This window comes from Hoeflea sp. AS60 (assembly GCF_038900115.1).
Lineage (GTDB): Bacteria > Pseudomonadota > Alphaproteobacteria > Rhizobiales > Rhizobiaceae > Hoeflea.
In genome coordinates, this window is sequence record NZ_JBBMQP010000001.1 from 782,422 (window position 1) to 803,678 (window position 21,257).

General features: G+C 56.3%; 24 protein-coding genes. 12 read left to right on the top strand and 12 right to left on the bottom strand.

Annotation, left to right across the window (positions count from 1 at the left end):
* Positions 1-2: 2 nt before the first annotated feature.
* From mnmG to hemE, 5 genes are all read right to left on the bottom strand, one after another.
* Complete coding sequence (gene mnmG / locus WNZ14_RS03725; protein ID WP_342867254.1) at positions 3-1,877, bottom strand: tRNA uridine-5-carboxymethylaminomethyl(34) synthesis enzyme MnmG; 1,875 nt, start codon at positions 1,875-1,877, stop codon at positions 3-5.
* A 164-nt stretch (positions 1,878-2,041) separates the two neighbouring features.
* Positions 2,042-3,367: a tRNA uridine-5-carboxymethylaminomethyl(34) synthesis GTPase MnmE gene (gene mnmE / locus WNZ14_RS03730; RefSeq protein WP_342867255.1), complete on the bottom strand. Its 1,326-nt coding sequence runs from the start codon at positions 3,365-3,367 to the stop codon at positions 2,042-2,044.
* A gap of 43 nt (positions 3,368-3,410) precedes the next feature.
* Entirely contained in the window at positions 3,411-4,676 is a 1,266-nt protein-coding gene (gene rho / locus WNZ14_RS03735; protein WP_269387946.1) for a transcription termination factor Rho, read from the bottom strand.
* 199 nt (positions 4,677-4,875) lie between these two features.
* Positions 4,876-5,373, bottom strand: a complete 498-nt coding sequence (gene hemJ / locus WNZ14_RS03740; protein ID WP_342868500.1) for a protoporphyrinogen oxidase HemJ — start codon at positions 5,371-5,373, stop codon at positions 4,876-4,878.
* Positions 5,374-5,417: 44 nt separating this feature from the next.
* Positions 5,418-6,458 (bottom strand): uroporphyrinogen decarboxylase, encoded by a 1,041-nt coding sequence (gene hemE, locus WNZ14_RS03745; RefSeq protein WP_342867256.1) that lies wholly within the window; start codon positions 6,456-6,458, stop codon positions 5,418-5,420.
* A gap of 375 nt (positions 6,459-6,833) precedes the next feature.
* Here hemE and WNZ14_RS03750 point away from each other — a divergent pair, with 375 nt between their 5' ends.
* Genes WNZ14_RS03750 through dnaQ form a run of 5 tightly spaced genes read left to right on the top strand, consistent with a single transcriptional unit; the run spans position 6,834 to position 10,438 of the window.
* Positions 6,834-7,655, top strand: coding sequence for a pyruvate, water dikinase regulatory protein (locus WNZ14_RS03750; protein ID WP_342867257.1), 822 nt, complete (start codon positions 6,834-6,836; stop codon positions 7,653-7,655).
* Between the two features lie 37 nt (positions 7,656-7,692).
* Entirely contained in the window at positions 7,693-8,286 is a 594-nt protein-coding gene (locus tag WNZ14_RS03755) for a Maf-like protein (protein WP_342867258.1), read from the top strand.
* Complete coding sequence (locus WNZ14_RS03760) at positions 8,279-9,136, top strand: shikimate dehydrogenase (protein ID WP_342867259.1); 858 nt, start codon at positions 8,279-8,281, stop codon at positions 9,134-9,136. Before WNZ14_RS03755 ends, WNZ14_RS03760 begins: the two co-directional genes overlap by 8 nt.
* A complete protein-coding gene (gene coaE / locus WNZ14_RS03765) occupies positions 9,133-9,732 on the top strand; it encodes a dephospho-CoA kinase (protein ID WP_342867260.1) in 600 nt (199 codons plus the stop codon). The genes WNZ14_RS03760 and coaE overlap by 4 nt, the downstream gene beginning before the upstream one ends.
* A 1-nt stretch (position 9,733) precedes the next feature.
* Complete coding sequence (gene dnaQ, locus WNZ14_RS03770) at positions 9,734-10,438, top strand: DNA polymerase III subunit epsilon (RefSeq protein WP_342867261.1); 705 nt, start codon at positions 9,734-9,736, stop codon at positions 10,436-10,438.
* 81 nt (positions 10,439-10,519) lie between these two features.
* On the opposite strand, the gene secB is transcribed toward dnaQ, so the two are convergent.
* Both secB and WNZ14_RS03780 read right to left on the bottom strand, forming a co-directional pair.
* Complete coding sequence (gene secB, locus WNZ14_RS03775) at positions 10,520-11,032, bottom strand: protein-export chaperone SecB (RefSeq protein WP_342867262.1); 513 nt, start codon at positions 11,030-11,032, stop codon at positions 10,520-10,522.
* A gap of 81 nt (positions 11,033-11,113) precedes the next feature.
* Positions 11,114-11,650, bottom strand: coding sequence for an FxsA family protein (locus WNZ14_RS03780; protein WP_342867263.1), 537 nt, complete (start codon positions 11,648-11,650; stop codon positions 11,114-11,116).
* A gap of 132 nt (positions 11,651-11,782) precedes the next feature.
* Between WNZ14_RS03780 and WNZ14_RS03785 the strand changes: the two genes are divergently transcribed.
* From WNZ14_RS03785 to WNZ14_RS03800, 4 genes are read left to right on the top strand one after another with little or no spacing between them, the layout of a single operon-like run.
* Entirely contained in the window at positions 11,783-12,484 is a 702-nt protein-coding gene (locus WNZ14_RS03785) for a Tim44/TimA family putative adaptor protein (RefSeq protein ID WP_342867264.1), read from the top strand.
* A complete protein-coding gene (locus WNZ14_RS03790; protein ID WP_342867265.1) occupies positions 12,484-13,617 on the top strand; it encodes an MltA domain-containing protein in 1,134 nt (377 codons plus the stop codon). Before WNZ14_RS03785 ends, WNZ14_RS03790 begins: the two co-directional genes overlap by 1 nt.
* Positions 13,607-14,158, top strand: coding sequence for a Smr/MutS family protein (locus WNZ14_RS03795; protein WP_342867266.1), 552 nt, complete (start codon positions 13,607-13,609; stop codon positions 14,156-14,158). Before WNZ14_RS03790 ends, WNZ14_RS03795 begins: the two co-directional genes overlap by 11 nt.
* The gene (locus WNZ14_RS03800; RefSeq protein WP_342867267.1) at positions 14,155-14,574 is read left to right on the top strand and encodes a helix-turn-helix transcriptional regulator; all 420 of its coding nucleotides are present in this window, start codon (positions 14,155-14,157) and stop codon (positions 14,572-14,574) included. The genes WNZ14_RS03795 and WNZ14_RS03800 overlap by 4 nt, the downstream gene beginning before the upstream one ends.
* A 27-nt stretch (positions 14,575-14,601) precedes the next feature.
* Here the strand turns inward: WNZ14_RS03800 and WNZ14_RS03805 are convergent, their stop codons facing one another.
* The 5 genes from WNZ14_RS03805 to hslV all read right to left on the bottom strand — a co-directional run bounded on the left by WNZ14_RS03805 (position 14,602) and on the right by hslV (position 19,271).
* On the bottom strand, positions 14,602-15,534 hold the full coding sequence (locus WNZ14_RS03805; RefSeq protein ID WP_342868501.1) for a DUF1402 family protein: 933 nt from the start codon (positions 15,532-15,534) through the stop codon (positions 14,602-14,604).
* A 145-nt stretch (positions 15,535-15,679) separates the two neighbouring features.
* The gene (hslU, locus tag WNZ14_RS03810; protein ID WP_342867268.1) at positions 15,680-16,987 is read right to left on the bottom strand and encodes an ATP-dependent protease ATPase subunit HslU; all 1,308 of its coding nucleotides are present in this window, start codon (positions 16,985-16,987) and stop codon (positions 15,680-15,682) included.
* Between the two features lie 7 nt (positions 16,988-16,994).
* On the bottom strand, positions 16,995-18,158 hold the full coding sequence (locus WNZ14_RS03815) for a hypothetical protein (RefSeq protein ID WP_342867269.1): 1,164 nt from the start codon (positions 18,156-18,158) through the stop codon (positions 16,995-16,997).
* A complete protein-coding gene (locus tag WNZ14_RS03820) occupies positions 18,155-18,724 on the bottom strand; it encodes a GNAT family N-acetyltransferase (protein WP_342867270.1) in 570 nt (189 codons plus the stop codon). Before WNZ14_RS03820 ends, WNZ14_RS03815 begins: the two co-directional genes overlap by 4 nt.
* Positions 18,711-19,271: an ATP-dependent protease subunit HslV gene (gene hslV / locus WNZ14_RS03825; RefSeq protein ID WP_342867271.1), complete on the bottom strand. Its 561-nt coding sequence runs from the start codon at positions 19,269-19,271 to the stop codon at positions 18,711-18,713. Before hslV ends, WNZ14_RS03820 begins: the two co-directional genes overlap by 14 nt.
* Before the next feature lie 200 nt (positions 19,272-19,471).
* On the opposite strand from hslV, the gene hisB reads away from it, so the two are divergent.
* The 3 genes from hisB to hisH are packed head-to-tail and all read left to right on the top strand — an operon-like array spanning position 19,472 to position 21,257.
* Positions 19,472-20,080 carry an imidazoleglycerol-phosphate dehydratase HisB gene (hisB, locus tag WNZ14_RS03830; protein WP_342867272.1) on the top strand — a complete coding sequence of 203 codons (609 nt, stop codon included), beginning with the start codon at positions 19,472-19,474 and terminating at the stop codon, positions 20,078-20,080.
* Positions 20,081-20,118: 38 nt separating this feature from the next.
* Complete coding sequence (locus WNZ14_RS03835; RefSeq protein ID WP_342867273.1) at positions 20,119-20,601, top strand: DUF2628 domain-containing protein; 483 nt, start codon at positions 20,119-20,121, stop codon at positions 20,599-20,601.
* A 5-nt stretch (positions 20,602-20,606) separates the two neighbouring features.
* Positions 20,607-21,257, top strand: coding sequence for an imidazole glycerol phosphate synthase subunit HisH (hisH, locus tag WNZ14_RS03840; protein ID WP_342867274.1), 651 nt, complete (start codon positions 20,607-20,609; stop codon positions 21,255-21,257).

The window sequence follows — 21,257 nt, forward strand, 5'->3', positions numbered from 1 at the left end:
TATTAGCCCGCTAACCCAACAGAATCGCTGTTCGAACCTTTGCGCAGGTGGGCCAGAAGTAAAGCAACAGCCGCAGGGGTCATGCCTTCAATGCGCTCCGCATGACCAACAGACGGCGGGCGTATCCGTTCAAGTTTTGTTTTCAATTCCTGCGACAGCCCCGACAAGTTCTCGTAGCGAAAGTCGTCCGGGATCCGTCGGCTCTCTTCGCGCCGGCGCTGCTCAATATCCTGTGTCTGTCGTTCGAGGTAAACCGCGTAGGCTGCGTCAACCGCAGCAGCATTCAAAACCTTGGCACCATGAACCTGAAGCTCAGGCCAGATTTCAAGAATACGCTCTACATCGATATTCGGATAGGACAACAATTGAAATGCTGTCCGTCGAATACCGTCCTTGTTGAGCGACAGCCCATGCTTTTCTGCTTCAGTGGGAGACAGGGTGAGAGATCTCAATTCCTGCAAACATTTCGTAAGCGAATCGAAATAGTCTTTGAACTTCGCCTCACGCTCAACCGAAATACAGCCGAGTTCAATCGCCTTGGGAGACAGACGCAATTCCGCATTATCGGCCCGAAGCGACAGTCTGTATTCCGCGCGAGATGTAAACATACGGTACGGCTCGCTGATTCCCTTGGTGGTGAGATCATCAACCATCACACCGATATAGGAATCAGTCCTGCTGAACAGAGACTCGGCTCTCCCTTGAACCTTCAGTGCCGCATTAAGACCAGCAACAAGACCCTGCGCAGCCGCCTCCTCATATCCGGTCGTTCCATTGATCTGCCCGGCAAGGAACAGACCCTGGATACGGTTTGTTTCCAATGTCTCTTTCAATTCGCGTGGATCAACATGATCATATTCAATGGCATAGCCTGGCTGAACGATCTTGACATTCTCCAAGCCGGGAATGGTGCGAATGAACGCTTCTTGAACGTCTTCCGGAAGCGATGTCGATATCCCGTTGGGATAGACAGTTGAATCATCCAGCCCTTCAGGCTCAAGAAATATCTGATGTCCATCGCGCTCGCCAAAGCGTACGATCTTGTCTTCGATGGATGGGCAATACCGCGGACCAACACCTTCGATCTGCCCGGAATACATTGCAGACCGGTGAATATTGTCCTGAATGATACGGTGCGTCGCTTCAGTTGTTCGTGTAATCCCGCAACGGACCTGCGGTACCTCGATCTTCTCTGTCAGAAACGAGAACGGAATCGGCTCCGCGTCAGACTCTTGCCATTCAACCCGCTCCCAATCGATCGTATCTCCATCCAGGCGGGCCGGGGTTCCGGTCTTGAGTCTACCCAATTGAAAACCAGCTCGCTCCAAAGTAGCGGATAGCCCGAGCGAAGGCTCTTCATTAATCCGCCCAGCAGGGATCTTGCGATCGCCGATATGGATAAGACCACGAAGGAATGTACCTGTCGTCAAGACTACTGCGGCGGAGTCAAACAGACGACCGTCCTTCAGGATAACGCCAGCAGCACCACTGTCATCAATCTGAAGGTCATCAACTTCACCCTCAACAATGTCGAGGTTTGGAGTGGCCTGCAGCAGTGCCTGGATTGCCATCTTGTAGAGTTTCCGGTCTGCCTGCGTCCTGGGCCCCCAGACCGCCGGGCCCTTGCGACGGTTAAGCATCCGAAACTGGATCCCGGAACGATCTGCCGCCACACCCATCAGGCCATCCATGGCATCAATCTCACGGACAAGGTGCCCTTTACCAAGGCCGCCAATGGCCGGGTTACAAGACATAGTACCGATGGTATCAAACTTGTGCGTGATCAACGCGGTGCTGGCGCCTAGACGTGCGGATGCGGCGGCAGCTTCACTGCCTGCGTGTCCGCCGCCAATTACGATTACGTCGTACTTCATCATTCGTCTCCGGATGACAGACTTCTTGGTTACGTGCGATAAGGAGTCAAGGTCAAATGTTTCACGTGAAACGAATTGCGGGTTGATTTCTTGAACTCATGCCTGGGCAAATATGTTTCACGTGAGTCACGGGTGGTCTCGGTAGAGCCCGGATTGTTTCACGTGAATCATTTACCAACGCAAAATTCAGAAAAGATGACACCCAAAAGATCTTCGACATCCACCGTTCCAGTAATCCGGCCAAGTGCGATAGCCGCACTCCGCAGAAACTCCGACCGGACCTCGATCGCCAAATCCTTACCGATTGCCGCGACTTCCAACTCTCGTAGGCAAACATTCAAATAATGGGTATGCCTCTCACGCGTTGGCAGCACTTCACCAGATCCAATGGTATAATCCGAAACCCGACTTTTGATCGCGGACAACAGAATATCGACACCTTCGCCCGTTTTGGCAGAAAGAAAGATGTCACCAGGACTAGAGGTAGACATGCTTCCTTCAAGCATATCAACCTTCGAGCGCACCATAAGATATTTGTTATCCTGCGAAGTCGGCTTTTCTGAGATATCAGGCAGTTCTCGGCAATCTCGGAGTTCCAGAACCAAATCCGCGGTCTCCGCAGCAGCCAGGCTCCGACGAATGCCCTCGAGCTCTATCTTGTCGTTGGATTCACGTAATCCAGCAGTATCCTGCAGCAGCACGAGATTACCATCAATATCCAGCCGCACCTCAACCACATCTCTCGTCGTGCCCGCGATGTCGGAAACAATAGCGACATCACGCTTGGCCAAAAAGTTGAGCAATGAAGATTTGCCGGCGTTAGGCGGCCCTATGAGCGCGATCCGAAAACCGTCCCGGACAATTTCAGCAGCCTTCGCTTTCGAAAGATGGGCCGATATCTCAGCCACAAGATCGACCATCTCAGGCCAGATCTGATCCGTAACGGAACCTGGAATATCCTCTTCGTCGGAGAAATCGAGTTCTGCCTCAACCATTGCCCGGGCGTGGGTGATCTGCTTTGCCCAACCCTCATAGAGGTCTCTGAGAACACCGTCAGCCTGTCCTAATGCCTGCCGGCGTTGGGCTTCGGTTTCCGCGCGTATCAGATCAGAAAGACCTTCAACGGCAGTGAGGTCCATTCGCCCGTTCTCAAATGCCCGTTTGGTATACTCGCCGGGCTCTGCACTTCGAAATCCAGGCAGCGCAGCCAAGAACGAGAGGATCGCAGATACCGACGCTCGGCCACCATGTATCTGCAGCTCAGCGACATCCTCACCAGTAAACGAATTGGGTGCCGGAAAGAACAGAACCAGCCCCTGATCGAGGACAAGGCCTGCATCACCCCGAATATGACACAGATGGGCGACGCGGGGCTGAGGTACTGAGCGTACTAACGTTTCGAGGCCGAATCGAACACCCGGACCCGAGATGCGGATAACAGCCACACCGGCGGGTGGTAAACCCGATGACAGGGCGAATATTGTTTCCCGCATAATTGTACCGGTTTCGAATCGAATCGGGTGTTTGTGCGAAAACTCAGGTATTCATCGAATCGAAGAAGTCGCTGTTGGTTTTCGTTTGCTTCAACTTGTCGATAAGGAATTCGATAGCGTCCGTGGTACCCATAGGAGCAAGGATCCGGCGCAGGACGAAGATCTTCTGCAAATCCTGCTTCGGAACCAGGAGATCTTCCTTACGCGTACCCGACTTGAGTATATCCATTGACGGGAATATTCTCTTGTCTGCAACCTTACGGTCAAGGACGATTTCCGAGTTACCGGTTCCCTTGAATTCTTCAAAGATCACTTCGTCCATCCGTGAACCGGTATCGATCAGCGCGGTCGCGATAATGGTCAGCGATCCGCCTTCCTCGATATTACGCGCAGCGCCAAAGAAGCGCTTCGGGCGCTGCAACGCGTTGGCGTCAACACCACCGGTCAACACCTTGCCCGATGACGGCACAACCGTGTTGTAAGCGCGGCCAAGACGCGTGATCGAATCGAGAAGAATGACAACATCGCGGCCGTGTTCCACAAGGCGCTTGGCCTTTTCGATCACCATCTCGGCGACCTGGACGTGCCGAACAGCTGGTTCGTCGAAGGTCGATGCCACGACCTCGCCCTTGACCGAGCGTTGCATGTCAGTGACTTCCTCGGGTCGCTCATCGATCAACAGAACGATCAGGTAGCAATCAGGATGATTCGCGGTGATGGAATGGGCTATGTTCTGCAGCAGAACGGTCTTACCGGTGCGTGGCGGCGCCACAATCAACCCACGCTGGCCCTTGCCGATCGGGGCCACCAGGTCGATGACGCGTGCTGAAATATCCTTGGTGGTCGGATTGTCGATTTCCATCTTGAACCGCTCATCCGGATAAAGCGGCGTGAGGTTATCGAAATGGACCTTGTGGCGGATCTTTTCAGGATCCTCGAAATTGATCGTGTTGACCTTTAGCAGCGCAAAGTAGCGCTCGCCTTCCTTGGGTCCACGAATCGGGCCTTCAACCGTGTCACCTGTCTTCAGCGAGAAACGGCGGATCTGCGAAGGAGAAATATAGATATCGTCCGGACCAGGCAGATAATTGGCATTGGCCGAGCGCATGAAGCCAAAACCATCCTGCAAGACCTCAACGACACCCTCACCGATAATTTCGACTTCTTGCGCGGCGAGCTGCTTGAGGATCGCAAACATCAGTTCCTGCTTGCGCATGACACCAGCGTTTTCGACCTCAACTGATTCGGCAAACGCCAGCAAATCGGTAGGGGTTTTGTTCTTGAGCTCTTGAAGCTTCATTTCCTGCATGGGAAATCCAAATTCTGTATTTATAGATATGGGAATTGGAGGGCATATACGACCCGGCATAGTGATGCCGGCCAGACTGGTACTGGCGCCCGCCATAGAAGACGTTGCTTGCTAGATAGCGATTCACGTGAAACGTCGCAAGCCCCGTTGCGATAGATTCTCTGACCACGAGGATCGAAAGACCTACCAACCAGCGAGATCAGGCGAACGGCTTGATGATCACCATGATCACCACAAGGATCATCAGGACGGTGGGGATCTCGTTTGCCATGCGCCATTGACGTGCCGTCATGGTGTTTTTTCCGGCAGCAAACTTCCGCGCCGAACGGCTGAGAAAGACGTGAAACGCCGTAAGCCCGACCACCGCCGCGATCTTGACCCAGAGCCAGACCCCGGAAAAGGCAAAACCATCCCAGGCGAGCCAGAGCCCCACCACCCATGACACCATCATCGCTGGGTTCATGATCACCTTGACCAGCCGCTGCTCCATCACCACGAAGGTGGCAGACGGCTCACCGCCTGCTGCCGCATCCGCGTGATAAACGAACAGCCGCGGCAGATAGAACAGGCCGACCATCCACGAGATCACCGCCACAACGTGCAGCACCTTGAGCCAGCCGTAAAGCCAGGCAGGATCGAACCACCAGGCTGCCACGGCCATCAGGACCACCACAGCTATGCTGCCATAGGCCTTCATCCGCGCCTTGCTGCCCTCATTGCTGCTCGTCGCGCTATCGATTGTCACCGGTTTGCTGCGCCCCTGACCCGCTCCATCAGCCGGGCCACATTCTCCGGATCAGCCTGGGGTGTGATGCCGTGTCCAAGATTGAAGATCAGCGGACCTTTGCCGAGTGTCTCCAGCACCTCATCAACACCTTCATCAAGCGCCCTACCACCCGCGACCATCCGCAATGGATCAAGATTGCCCTGTACCGCACCGTCAGCCTGGATCTGCTGAGCAAGCTTGGATGGAACAGTCCAGTCAAGGCCAACACAATCAATACCCGTTGCCGCCCGGTAGGTTTCCAGCAATGCGCCTGCCCCCTTGGCGAAACCGATCACCGGCACGCCTGGTCTTTCCTTGCGAATCCGGTCGACCATGTGTTTCACCGGCGCGATAGAGAATTTTGCAAAATCCCGTTCAGAGAGAACTCCAGCCCAGGAATCAAAGATCTGCACAGCATCAGCGCCTGCATCAATCTGCGCGATCAGATAGTCAGCCGAGATATCCGCCAGAAGGGTCAGCAGCGTCAGAAACGCCTCTGGGTGCTGCATGGCAAACAAGCGGGCAGGTGCCTGGTCAGGCGTTCCGTGACCGGCAATCATGTAGGTCGCAACCGTCCACGGTGCGCCACAGAACCCCAGGAGGGTGGTTTCGGTCGGCAATTCCGCGCGCAGCCGTCGCACAGTCTCGTAAACTGGCGCCAGATGTGTGTGCATGTTCGAAGCATCCAGCGATCCAATTGCTTCCGCAGAAATCGGATCCATCAGGGGCCCGGTGCCTTCGACAAATCGCACATTCCGGTCAAGCACATCCGGGATCACCAGAATGTCGGAAAACAGGATTGCTGCATCAAAGCCAAATCGCCTGATTGGCTGCAGCGTTACCTCCACTGCCAGATCCGGCGTGTAACACAGATCCAGAAACCCTTTGGCCTTCGATCGTGTTGCTCGATACTCGGGCAGATACCTCCCTGCCTGACGCATCAGCCATACGGGTGGCGGGAAGACGGTCTCACCGGCCAATACCTTCATCACCTTGCGATCACTGGCTTTCGACATCCACCACTTCCTTAAATAAATCCTTATTGAAAAGGATTCTGATTCTTAGACTCTGTGTTTTACGGGGATTGGTTTTTATCCACACCTTCTCCACAGCTTGTTCATATAGACGGGAACGAGCCGAAGGCCAATCTGATTTGATGGCTCGGGAGCCTGGATGTAAAATTACGACGCGATTCCAATGGTCTATCGCTAAAGCAAAATTCTTGTTCTGGGGGTGGCCATGATTTTCAACCGTCTATCCCAAAACCAGGTCCAAAGACTTTCCCCAAGATCGCCTTTGTGGAAAAACCGGTGGGTTATCCCTTGCAATCGGCAGCGGCTGGCACCTACTTCGATCTTGTCCCGCTTTATCAACAGCCCTCGGAGAATCCTGTGGAGCAGACCAAAAACTATTTCCATCTGCATTTGATCTCCGATTCGACCGGTGAAACCCTGATGGCGGCAGGGCGGGCGGCTGCGGCCCAGTTTCAGGGTGCCCAGGCACTGGAACATGTCTATCCGTTGATCCGCACCCGCAAGCAGCTATTCGCGGTCCTTGATGCCATCGATGGTGCGCCGGGAATCGTGCTCTACACCATCGTCGATTCCGAACTCGCATCCATTATCGAGCTCAAATGTCGCGATATGGGTCTGCCCAGCGTCTCCGTGCTGGAACCCGTCATCAATGTGTTTCAGTCCTACCTTGGAGCACCGTCCCGCCGAAGGGTCGGTGCCCAGCACGCAATGGGCGAGGAGTATTTCAAACGCATCGATGCTCTGAATTTCACCCTCGATCATGATGACGGGCAGTTGCCGATTGATTTTGATGACCCTGACCTGATCATCCTTGGCATCAGCCGCACTTCCAAGACGCCGACAAGCATCTATCTAGCCAATCGCGGTATCAAGACCGCAAACATTCCGATTGTATATGGTGTGCCATTGCCTGAGGGCTTGATCACGGCAAAAAAGCCGGTTGTCGTCGGTCTTATTGCATCCGTCGACCGAATAGCCCAGGTCAGGCAAAACCGGGTGCTGGGCTCCACGACCGGATATCAGGGCGAGCATTACACCGATCGCTCCCTGATCAGCGAGGAACTCAAATACGCCAGGTCCTTGTGTGAACGCCATGGATGGCCTGTGATTGATGTTACCCGCCGTTCAATCGAGGAGACCGCCGCGGCCATCCTTGCGTTGCGTCCGAAGTGGCGCTAACCCCTGATCTCGACCGACCTTTATACAGGAGACGTCCATGGCACACCGCATCGTGCTTGCTTCGGCAAGTCCTTTCAGAAAAGCCCTTCTTGAAAATGCTGGCCTGGCCTTTGATGTCGAACCGGCCCAGATCGATGAACGTGTGGTCGAGGAACAACTTGACGGCCTGACACCCGAAGATGTCGCCTCCGTTCTGGCCGAAGCCAAGGCTCAGGATGTGTCCAGCCGCAATCCGGGCGCTTTGGTTATCGGTTCCGATCAGACATTGTCGCTTGCGGGGGATATCTATCACAAGGCGGCGACCATGGATGAAGCGCGGCGCAGGCTTCTAAAGCTTTCCGGCAGGACCCATGAACTCAACTCCGCTATTGTTCTGGCAAAGGATGGTGAAACCATCTGGCGGCATATGTCGGTTGCCCGGATGACCATGCGGGATCTTGAGCCGGCATTTATCGGCCGTCATCTCTCAAATGTCGGAGACCGGGTGCTGTCATCTGTTGGCGCCTATCAGTTTGAAGGCGAGGGCATTCAGCTTTTTGAGCGAATAGAAGGTGATTATTTCACCATCATTGGTCTGCCCCTGTTGCCTCTGTTGCAGCAACTCCGTGAACTGGGAGCTATTGATGGCTGATCTGGACGATCATCAGGCGCATGCCTTTGTCATTGGTGATCCGATAGGTCATTCCCGGTCGCCATTGATCCATGGCTACTGGCTCAAGCAGGCCGATCTCAAAGGCAGCTATGACGCTGTTCGAATCATGTCTGCGGATTTGCCGGCTTTCGTCGCAGCCATCAAGGATGGTTCATCTGGTCTTGCCGGTGGAAACGTCACAATTCCGCACAAGGAGGTTATTCTTGGGCTGGTCGACGATGTTGATGAGATTGCCCGACAGATCGGCGCTGCCAATACGCTATGGATTGAAGATGGCCGCTTGATGGCAACCAACACCGATTCCCATGGGTTTGCCGCCAATCTTGATGAGAATGCACCGGGTTGGGATCAGGGGAAGACCGCCGTCGTCTTCGGCGCTGGCGGTGCCAGCCGTGCAGTCATCCACGCATTGCTGTCTCGGGATTTCCAGTCGGTTCTGATCGTCAATCGCACCATAGAACGGGCGAGGGCCTTGGCTCAGGATTTCGGATCACGAGTCACTGCCCATGGTACCGAGCACCTTCCGGACCTCATGAGAGGCGCTGATCTGTTCGTAAACACCACCTCTCTCGGCATGGGAGGGAGTGAAGTTCCCGATATTGATTTCACCGTCATGGCGGAAAATGCTCTGGTCACCGATATTGTCTACATTCCACTCGAAACACCGATATTGGCAATGGCAAAGCGCCAGGGCCTGAGAACTGTTGACGGGCTTGGAATGCTGCTGCACCAGGCTGTGCCGGGGTTTGCAAAATGGTTTGGGGCACGCCCCGAGGTTACACTGGAACTGCGGCAATTGATCATTGCCGATATGGAGGCGCATGCATGATCATCATCGGTCTGACGGGCTTGATCGGAATGGGAAAATCGACGACTTCCGACATGTTCAAATCCTTGGGCGTTCCCGTTATCAGCGCCGACCAGATCGTTCATGATCTCTACAGCGCCGAGGCGGCTCCGTTGATCGAGGCTGCTTTCCCGGGGTCGGCCCCAGATGGTGTGGTCAACCGGCAGGTCCTGTCCGAAAAACTGATGGCCGCGCCTGAAGAATTCCAGCGCCTCGAAGCGATCATTCATCCGCTCGTACGGGCTCGCGAGCAGAGCTTTGTTGATGCGGCCGCCGCCCGCAATGAACCAATGGTGCTCTTGGATATTCCTTTGCTCTTTGAAACCGGCACCACAGACCGGGTCGATGTCATAGTCGTCGTCAGCTGTGCCGCCGATATCCAGCACGAGCGTGTTATGGCCCGGCCCGGCATGACGGCTGAGAAATTCGAGGCTATACTGGCAAGGCAGACACCGGACGCTGAAAAACGCGCTCGCGCGGATTATGTGATAGACACCGGCGAGGGGCTGGAAGCGGCTCGACTGCAGGTCGCCGAGATTGTCGCGGCACTTTCCAAACCCACCAGGCAGGGCGAATAGAATGCGCGAGATTGTTTTCGATACGGAAACCACCGGCCTCGACAATAAGGCTGACCGGATCATTGAAATCGGCTGCATAGAACTCGAGAATCAGTTTCCGACCGGGCGATCGCTCCATCTCTATATAAATCCCGATGGCCGCAAGGTGCATCCTGACGCCCTCGCTGTGCATGGTATTACCGACGCCTCTTTGGCGGACAAGCCTGTGTTTGCCGAGGTTGCCCAGGAAATAGCCGCATTTTTTGAAGGCGCTCATTATGTTGCCCATAACGCCACCTTTGATATGGGTTTTCTCAACAACGAGTATCAAAGGGTGGGTGTCCCGACCGTTGCCCCGGATCTGGTGATAGATACGCTTTCGCTGGCACGGCGCCGCCACCCTATGGGACCCAACAGCCTGGATGCCTTGTGCCGTCGCTATGGCATCGACAATTCCCACCGGACCAGGCACGGCGCCCTTCTTGATGCTGAGCTGTTGACCGACGTCTATATCGAGATGCTCGGCGGCCGGCAGGCGGCGCTGGGATTGTCGGCGAAGGACAATGCCTCCGTCGAGCGGACAGCGAGTGAAGAGGTCGTCGTTATCGGGGAAAGGCCACGGCCGCTTCCAAACCGTCTCAGCGAAGCCGATCTTTTGCCTCACTCCGCATTGATAGATCGCATTGGCCCAAACGCCATATGGCGCAAAGTGCCCGGTGAAGGCTGACCGGGTTCAGCAAGTCTGAAATGCAAAAGCCGCCCGAAGGCGGCTATCACATTGTAAGACAAGCGTCTGGAAACCGAGGTCTCAGTTGACGTTGTTGGCGACCTGAGCCTTGGCGTTTTCTTCTGCCATGCGCTGCTGGAACATCTGTGCAAAGTCGATCGGGTCGATCAGAAGTGGCGGGAAGCCGCCATTGCGCGTTGCGTCGGCAACAATCTGACGTGCAAACGGAAACAGCATCCGCGGGCATTCGATGAACAGCAGCGGAAGCATATGTTCCTGCGGGAAGTTTGCAACGCGGAAAACGCCGCCGTAAGTCAGCTCGACATTGAACACAACGGTATCGCCGCTCTTGGCTTCTGCATTCATCGAAAGGACAACATCGAATTCTGTTTCGCTCAACGGATTGGCGTTGACGTTGACGTTGATGTTGATCTCGGGCGCCTTTTCGCGAGGACCCAGTGACTTGGGAGCACCCGGGTTTTCGAAGGACAGATCCTTGATGTACTGAGCGAGAATGTTCAGGACCGGTGGCTGACCGTTCCCTTCAGCTTCCTTTGCTGCTGCTCCGCCTTTGCCGGTAGTATCTTTTGCCATTTGGCTCTTCCCTGTTTTTCATCCGCGAACGCGGTCGTACGGTAATTTGATCGGGATTGGGCTAGCATTTCAGCATCGGGCTTACAACCCGTTTGAGCCATTGCCGTCTTGCTTGCCGGGCTTGGAGAGGCGTTCACCGTTGTCTGACCATGGAGATGACGAATTGGTGTTGCGCTGGAATTCGTCTTCATCCAGATCGACGACCCCATCATCGGAGCCACGGTTCCTTGGAGCCGCTCCGAAGTCGCTCGACATGGTCTGTACCACGACCCGGTCCTTGACCGAGCGCCAGACGAGATCACGAATTGCGGGAACAAACAGCAGGAATCCGAGAGAATCAGTCACGAAGCCAGGCGTCAGCAACAAGATCCCTGCGACGAGAATCATGACACCGTGAACCAGTTCGCGGCCCGGAACGCGATTGGCCCGCACTTCCGTGTTAATCCGGTTGAACAGACCAACGCCCTGCCACCGGAGCAGAAAACTGCCGACGATGGCCGTGAGCAGAACCATTCCGAGCGTTGCCCAGACCCCGATCTGGCCGCCAATGACGACAAAAGCAGCGATTTCGGCCAGTGGCACGACGAGCAGTAAAAACGGGATCAGGGAGAAACGCATGATGGGGTATCCGAAGTCCGGAACGGCCTGTTTGTGCAGCCGATGACAAATAGAATGGCTCGACCCTTTGATTGATGGGCCCTAGGGGATTATATGCACACTTATTGATGATGTAACCGAAAGAAGGCGGGAATGGGTTCCTTTGATTTTGTGACGTTCTTCTTTTTTGTGGCGGCTGTGATCATATTCATCCAGCTTCGGTCAGTGCTTGGCAAGCGGACTGGCCATGAACGCCCGCCGCAGGAGATGACCCGGCTTGACCAGACACAGGCGCAAGAGGGCCTGGATGATCCCAAGGTGGTGACACTGCCGCGGCGCGGCCGGGAAAATGCTGAACCGGAAACGTTTGCCGCAGTCGACGCCTATGCAGCCCCATCGACCGAACTGAACAAGGGCCTGCGTGAGGTGGTCACGGCCGATCCTTCGTTTGCGCCCAAGGATTTCGTCGGAGGGGCTACTTCTGCCTACGAGATGATCGTGTCCGCCTATGCCGAAGGTGATCGCAAGACCTTGAAGGGTCTGTTGTCCCGGGAGGTCTATGACGGTTTTGTGGCCGCCATCGAAGAGCGTGAGAAGAAGGGCGAGACTGTCAGGTCCAATTTTGTCGGCATCGAGAAAGCCGCAATCATCCAGGCTGAGCTGAAAGGCACCGAAGCCAACATCACGCTTCGGATCATCAGCCAGCTGATTTCGGCGACGCTGGACAAGGATGGGGAAGTCATCGATGGCGATCTTGTCGAGGTGACCGATGTAAACGACGTCTGGACGTTTGCCCGCGACACGCGCTCACGCGATCCCAACTGGCGTTTGATTGCGACGGAAGCCGATCAGTAATGGGGCTGTCGCTTCGGCGGGAAGACTATTCAAAGCTTCCCGGTTGGGCGGAAGACAGACTGGCTGCGGCATTCGCAGCCTTTCGGCGCTCAGCTCATTACGCGACACAACCCAAGTCCTATCGCACCGGGTCGATCGGTCTCAGCCATGCTGATTTTGAGCCGGCCTATTTAGCCGCACTGGCTGAACCGGTATCTGAATCCGGCTATCCATCGGAAGCCGAGGCGCGCTCGTTCTTCGAGACCTGGTTCAGGCCGGTGGAGATAAGTCCGGATAGTGGAGAAGGATTCGTCACCGGCTACTATGAGCCTGAGGTAGAGGTAAGTCCCCGTCCTGAATCCGGCTATCGATTTCCATTCCTGCGAAAGCCCGAAAATCTTGCCAAGGTGCCGGACCCTGATAATCCGCCAGCGGGAATCCCGTCCGGCTATGCATTCATGATCGATGATGATGGCAGTTTGAATTGCTGCCCGGACAGGCAAGCCATTGAAACAGGCGCGCTTGACGATCAGGACCTGGAGATCGCCTGGGCAAAATCCCGTGCCGATGTGTTCTTTGCCCATGTGCAGGGCTGTGCCCGGCTCCGTTTCGCTGACGGACGAACAGAGCGGATCACCTATGCAGCAAAAAGCGGCCATCCCTTTACCGGGATCGGCGGATTGCTGGTCAAACGCGAAGAAATCTCCGCAGAAGCCGTGTCGATGGCGACCATCCGCCAATGGCTTGCGACCCATCCACAGCAGGCCGAACAGCTTATGTGGGAAAACCGGTCTTTCATTTTCTTTGAGAAGGCTGCGGTTGAAAGCGACTATCTTGGCCCGGTTGCCGCTGCCAAGGTTCCGCTGGAGCCTGGTCGGTCCCTCGCAGTCGATCGCCATATTCATACATTCGGCACACCCATATTTGTGTCTGCGCCGAAGCTCAAAGACTTTGACGAGCCCCGCCCATTCGCGCGCTTGATGATTGCCCAGGACACGGGCACTGCGATTGTCGGAGCGGCACGCGGCGATTTGTTTGCCGGATGTGGATCTGAAGCCGGCGAAAAGGCCGGCTCGATCAAGGCTACAGCCCGGTTTGTCATTCTTGCTCCGGTTGGATCGGATCTTTTGCGGCGGGCCGGTCATGAGCAATGACAAGTCCAAACTCAGCCACGAAGACCGTATCATCTGGGCTCGCATAGCCAGGACTATCGAGGCTTTTCCGGGCAAGGAAGTTCCGGAAGATGACTGGTATGCAGTTGAGACACCCACTTCCACATCGCCGGCGCCGCCTGAAAAGCCGGTCAAACCACCACAATCCATACTTTCGACAAACACGCCATCACGTCAGCAACCGCATCCGATTGAGAAACCGGTCATCCGGAAGCTCGCACGTGGTCGGCTGCCTATCGATGGCCGCATCGATCTCCACGGATTGACCCAGAGCGAAGCCCACAATCTGTTGTTCGGGTTTCTGGCGCGCGCTCATGAGCGTGGGCTCCGGCACGTTCTTGTCATCACCGGCAAAGGAGCATCGCGCGGAAGTGAGGGAGCGCTCAAGCGAGCGGTGCCTGTCTGGCTGGCAAAGCCCGAGTTCCGCTTTCTGATTTCCGGATATGAGGATGCCGCCCGCGGACATGGCGGCGAGGGTGCGCTTTACATCAGGTTGCGCCGGGAGAAGGCGAATCCCCGATGACCCCTTTTGGCGAGGCCATCCGGCGACTTCGGGCCGAGCGTGGTATCACCCAGCGCCAGATGGCCGCGGCCATCGGCGTCTCTCCAGCCTATTTGTCGGCGCTTGAGCACGGAAACCGGTCCGAGCCGAGCTGGGAATTCGTCCAGCGGGTGATCGGCTATTTCAATATCATCTGGGATGAAGCCGAAGAGTTGCAGATGCTCGCAGGCCTGTCCCGCCCTAAAGTCACCATCAACACGTCAGGGCTGAGCCCGAAAGCCACCGAAGTCGCCAACAAGCTGGCTGCGGTCATTGATCGGCTGGATGGGCCAACTCTGGAGCGGATCGAAGCGCTTATAGATCGCGATGGACCTGCGAGCGACGCTCACAAAGGTGCAAATCAACCGCACAAGCCAAAAGACAAACGCTCACAATAGTTCGGTAGATGCACAATCTGGCGGGAATCAGCGCTCGATAATGTTGCGCAACTCGTCTTCGTGCTCGTTGACCAGCCAGCCATAGTAGTTTTCGCTCGGAGGCTTTGGCCTCAAGCCGCGGGACTTTCGCTTCGCGTTTTCAGCGGCCAATGCCCTGGCCCTTCGCGTAGAATTGCCGACATTGTACAATGTGGCAGTGATCCCGGGATTTCCGGAAATATCGAATCCGGCTAACTTTCGGTAGGCTTCGATGGAGGACGCGATTTCCGCAGCCATATAGGCCAGCGTGGAATCCGGGTCCATGATTGCCTTGTAGACCTGTGACGCGTCACCCGCGTCGAGCTTTCTCAATCCGGAAACCTTGTTGACCCGGTCTGTGTGCATGAGCGCGGTCAGTGGATTGAGCTGTCCCAACCCAAAGGTTTGCCCGGCATAGAATGGCTGGAAAAACACGGCCCCAAACCTGTCATTGGGATAGGATTTCCCGGATACCTTCTTTCCACGATAGGCTTTTTCCCAGACTTCTTCGCGACAGGTCCAAAGTTGGGCCGAATCGGCTTTCTTGTCACAGCTATCGAATTCCGGTCGTTTGACGAAATCGACAACGCTCTCGCCATCATACTCGAAGCGGAACCGCTCGCCGGCGTAGGAAATCGCCTTGATGTAATAGGTCTGAAGCCTGTCATAGGCATCCACATTGTAGGTATGTTCGCCGACCAACGCTCCGACAATATGAATCGGGTCGATCCTGTAAGCCTTCGACACGGCCACGATCTTTCGACGCAGTTTGCTGTCGTCGGCGATCAGATCGCGAATCTTCTCGTATTTCTCGTCAAATGTCGATTTGGTCGCCTTTGTACGGCGCTTGGAGGCGCCGGGGACGTCGGGCTGACGGACATTGCGATTTCCCTTGGCTACCGTATCTGCGGAATATGCTTGTGGCGCCCAGGCCAGGCTCATGCTGAATGCGATCGTTATCGCTATCACCGCATTGAGCTTATAGCTGGGCACAATCATATTCCTCTCCAGGATTTAAAACAGATCGCAGGCCTTACACCGGTCCAGGCTCACATCTTGCACACCTCAATCCACATAGGATTGTGGCTCAAAGAATAAAGCGCGACAGATCTGTATTCTGCGCAAGGTCGCCAACGTGTTCCCGGACATAGTCCGAATCTATCGTGATTGTCGAGCCCGGCTGATCTGGCGCAGTAAAAGAAATCTCGTCAAGAACCCGTTCCATGACTGTTTGCAGGCGTCGTGCGCCGATGTTCTCGATGCTCGAATTCAGATGCACAGCAACCTCGGCCAAGGCGTCGATTGCATCGTCTGTGAAGTTGAGCGTCAGGTCCTCGGTCGCCATTAAGGCTACATACTGCTTGATCAAACTGGCTTCGGTCTCCGTCAGGATTCGGCGGAAATCGTCCTTGCCGAGCGCTCTGAGTTCGACCCGGATCGGCAGACGGCCTTGCAGTTCCGGCAGCAGGTCCGATGGTTTGGAGACATGAAAAGCACCTGATGCGATAAACAAAATGTGATCGGTCTTCACCGGCCCGTATTTTGTCGCCACCGTAGTGCCCTCGACCAGAGGCAGCAAATCGCGCTGGACACCCTCGCGGGAAACACCAGCACCCGTTCCGCCTTCTCGCGTGGCGATCTTGTCGATCTCGTCGATAAAGACAATTCCATCATCCTGCGCCGATTTCAGCGCTTCCTGTTGGATCTGTTCCATGTCGAGCAGTTTGTCGGATTCGTCATTGAGCAGCGAATTGTGCGATTCACGCACCGTCGTCTTGACCTTTCGCGTGCGTCCGCCCATCGCTTTGCCAAACAGGTCACCCAGGTTCAGGACGCCAACATTGCCGCCCTGCATGCCGGGAAGCTCGAATTGGGGCATGCCGGATCCGCTGTCTGCGAGCTCGATTTCGATTTCCTTGTCGTCAAGCTGGCCGTCGCGCAGTTTCTTGCGGAACGAATCCCGGGTGCCCGGGGAGGCGGTGTTTCCGACCAATGCATCAAGCACCCGTTCTTCAGCGTTCAGTTTTGCCTTTGCCTCAACCTCGCCGCGCTTGCGATCGCGCACCAGCGTGATGCCGACTTCGACCAGATCGCGAATGATCTGCTCGACATCGCGGCCGACATAACCGACCTCGGTGAACTTGGTCGCTTCCACCTTGACGAAAGGCGCCCCCGCCAGCTTGGCCAGACGGCGGGAGATCTCGGTTTTTCCGACACCCGTCGGTCCGATCATGAGGATGTTCTTCGGCATCACCTCTTCACGCAGCAGCCCATCGAGCTTCTGACGACGCCAGCGGTTTCTCAGCGCAATGGCAACAGCACGCTTGGCGTCGTTCTGGCCAATGATGAACCGGTCGAGTTCTGTGACGGTTTCACGGGGGGAGAAATTGCTCATGTCGGGATCATGCCTTTATCGGGGGGAGTCTGTTGAGAAGCGATGTGGGAAGCAGCGGACGGATTATCAAGCGTCTGATCCGTTGCCAGCCAGCGCCAAACAGGATGACGATTGCGCCGATGGTCACCAGAATAAGCGCGAACGGCGGAATTCCGGTTGAGTTGGCGGCGCCATTGACGAGGTAGTAGATGCCAACGGATCCGAAATAGGCCAGCGTCGGTGCGAGCAGGGACCTGCGGTCGATGGCGAGCGCCACCAGCACGAACACGGCAATCATCACGCCAAGCAGGATACTGGCGCCCATCCCCGGTTCGATGCGCCCCGCCAGCACGTCCTGGCCGGTTGCCAGAATGAACAACGGATGCACCAGCAGCGGGGCTGAAACCACGTGTAGCCAGAAGGCGCAGTCCGACCAGACCGTCTGCCTTTCGCGGTCGTGCATATCGAGAAAGACAGCTACCGCGAAGATCACCGCACCGCATAGCAGCGGCACAATCAGGGCGCTGGACAAGACCTCGGCAAGTTGATCCGGAGCCGGGGCAGCGATGCTGCCGCTGACCATCTGGTCATAAAGCACCAGCATTGCGGCAAGAAAAGCCAGGCCGGTGGACGCAATCGCAACAATGGCGGCGAGCACAGGAACCTTGAAACGGACAAAATAAAGTGTGGCTGCGGCGATGACGCCGCCACCGAGCGTCAGCCCGATAGGGATCGCATCACCCCGCAACGCCAGCAGCGAGAAAGCGTTGATCGTATCTGGCAGACTGAATCTGGTGCCGATGAAATCGGATAGCAAGGCAAGGGCCGAAGCGATAAACGCCAGCGCCAGGAGCGTGCTCGAAAGCCGCATCCGCTTCTGGCGGGTCACAATCTCGGCAACACCCCAGCTGGCCGCGGCCAGCAAACCCGCGAGCATCATGCTGTTGGATGGAAGTACTGCCTGCAATGCAAAGAGTGCGCCGGAGAACAACAGCACAATGCCGACGGTGACAAAGATATCGTTGCCGCCACCGACGAGCCGCATCTGGTCGTCGACCGACATGGTGGCGGTATCATCTGACCGGGACGCCGGATCGGTGTTTTGAGAGGCGAGAGCCATCAGAGCCTCCCGCTGACCGGCATTGAGGATGCCGGCGGTGACCGCGCGATCAAGCGTCGCTTCGTCAATCATGGGGTAAACTCGCTGTTGGTTTGGCTGTCTTCCGACACCAGTCGCATGATCAGAACAGCCGTGTCTTCGTCTTCCGATGATTCACGTGAAACAATGAGAGGCCTGAAACCGACTTTCTCATAAGCGCGGATGGCGCGTGCATTGGAAGTGTCCGGATCGATGAGGATGTTGTCATAGCCCTCGGAACGGAGACGGGCAGTAAAAGCCTTCAGGACAGCAGAGCCCAAACCCTTCGACAAAAGGGCCGCATCACCAATCGCCATATCGACGCCAATGCTGTCAGTCGGCACCTGCGTTACCCAAGGGGCTTTGCTGAGCCACGGCTCGTCCAAGTGATCGGCGATGTACCAGTACTGGATGTAACCGACCGGCGCATTATCCAGCAGGAACAGGAAAGGGCGCGTCGTATCCCGGCCCTCGAGCATGTCACGGATATAGCCAAGCTCGGTTTCGGGATCGCCCCACCATTCACGCATATGCGGAGTGTTCAGCCAGCTATCCAGAAGCGGATAATCATCCGAGGTTACCGGCCTAAAGCTGATGCGGATATCATCAATCGAGCTCAAGAGTTTCGATCACGATATTGGCATTGGTGTAGACGCAGATATCGCCGGCAATCTCCATAGCCCGGCGGGCAATCTCTTCCGCGGTCTTGTCGGTGTCCATCAGTGCGCGGGCAGCCGCATAGGCATAGTTGCCACCAGAACCGATCGCCATCGTGCCATGTTCCGGTTCCAGCACATCGCCATTGCCGGTGATGGCAAGCGTCACGGTCTTGTCCGCCACCAGCATCATCGCTTCGAGTTTTCTCAGATAGCGGTCGGTGCGCCAGTCCTTTGCAAGCTCGACGGCGGCGCGGGTCAACTGATCGGGATATTGCTCGAGCTTGGCTTCAAGCCGTTCCAGCAGTGTGAAGGCATCAGCCGTGGCGCCGGCAAAGCCGGCTATCACATTGTTGTCCTTGCCGATGCGGCGAACCTTGCGCGCATTGCCTTTCATCACGGTTTGGCCAAGGCTGACCTGGCCGTCACCGGCCATGACCACTTGCGCGCCCTTGCGCACGGTGATGATCGTTGTTGCGTGCATCTGGCCAAAGGGGTTGTGCTCGCCCATGGGGCATCCTTTCCTGCAAGCGGCGCGAAAGGCCGCAGTCTGATGAGGTCAGACCTATGTAAGTGCCCGCGGGGCGATTGCAAACCAGCCTCGCGGAACGGAACGCCAGCTCCCGGACAGTCTGAACCATCAAAGCCGTTCTGGATATTTGGATTGCAGACTGATATTGAGCGCACCAATACACTTTTCGGAGACGACTGATGGCCACCACCGAAACAGCGCGCACCGCCACCGTTGCCCGCAAAACCAACGAAACCGATGTTTCCGTATCCCTGTCTGTTGATGGCAACGGAACCGGATCCATTTCGACTGGCGTTGGTTTTTTCGATCACATGCTGGATCAGCTGTCGCGCCATTCGCTGATTGACATGGATGTCAAAGCCAAGGGCGATTTGCACATCGACGATCACCACACCGTCGAAGACACCGGTATCGCTATCGGCCAGGCACTGTCCAAGGCCCTGGGCGACCGCAAGGGCATCAACCGCTATGCCTCGCTCGATCTCGCCATGGACGAGACCCTGACCCGTGCGGCGATCGACATTTCGGGCAGGCCGTTTCTGGTCTGGGATGTGACCTTCACGTCACCGAAGATCGGAACTTTTGATACCGAGCTGGTGCGCGAGTTTTTCCAGGCACTGGCGCAGCACGGTGGCATCACCCTGCATGTCAGCAATATCTACGGCGCTAACAACCATCATATTGCCGAGACCTGCTTCAAGGCAGTCGCGCGCGTGCTGCGCGTGGCGTGCGAAGTTGACCCGCGCCAGAAAGATCGCATCCCCTCCACCAAGGGCTCGCTGGCCTGAACCCTTCCAAAGGGTCGGCCTGATCGGAGAACATCGTTATGACCGCCTATCTTGTCCTGGCCAGCCCTGGCGCGCAGATACCCGACGAGCGTTCGGTGGTGATCGCCGATCGTTTTGCCCCATGGGCCTTCTTTGCGCCGGTCATCTGGCTCCTGTTCAACCGGCTCTGGCTGGAAGCCTTTGCGGCTTTCCTCGTCATGGCCGCGGCGACCGGCCTTGCCAGCACTGCCGGTCAGCCGGTTCTTGGTATCGCACTCGATCTGGCGCTCTCGGTGCTCACGGCCCTGGAAGGCCGCAACTGGCGTGCGGCAGCGCTTCAACGTCGTGGCTGGCGCTTCGTCGATGTGATTGAAACAGATGATTCCGACTTGGCGTTCGAAATTCATGCGTCGCAAGCCAGGGCAAATGGCAATGTGCAGCGACCCGCAAGCGTTAAGCCAACTCTCGCGCCATTGAGATTGGGTCGCCAATCCGGCAGAGAGACCGGCTCCATCGGCCTTGTGTCGGTTGAAAGGAACTGAACCTGATGCAGGTTGTCATAGTTGATTACGGGTCCGGCAATTTGCGCTCGGCGCTCAAGGCGTTTGAGCGTGCCGCACGTGAAGCGGGCGTTTCCGCCAACATCATGCTCAGTGCCGATGCCGATCACGTCGCCAACGCTGACCGTGTCGTGCTTCCAGGCGTCGGCGCCTATGCTGATTGCCGCGCTGGCCTCGATGCGATCGACGGCATGAACGCGGCACTGCGCCATGCGGTCGAGGACAAGGCCCGGCCTTTCCTGGGCATCTGTGTCGGCATGCAGTTGATGTCGACCCGCGGACTTGAGAAGTCTGTTACCCAGGGCTTCGGCTGGATCCCGGGCGATGTGGTCGAGATAGAGCCATCGAATCCGGCTTTGAAAATTCCACAGATCGGCTGGAACACGCTGGATCTGAAAACCGCGCACCCCCTGTTCGATGGCATTCCGACCGGACCTGATGGGCTGCACGCCTATTTCGTGCACTCCTATCATTTGGCGGCTAACAACAGCGATGACGTCATTGCCATGACCGATTACGGCGGCCCGGTGACCGCTGCGGTGGCGCGCGGCAACAAGGCCGGAACCCAGTTTCACCCTGAAAAAAGCCAGACGCTTGGTCTGGCGCTGATCGCCAATTTCCTCAAGTGGAAGCCCTGA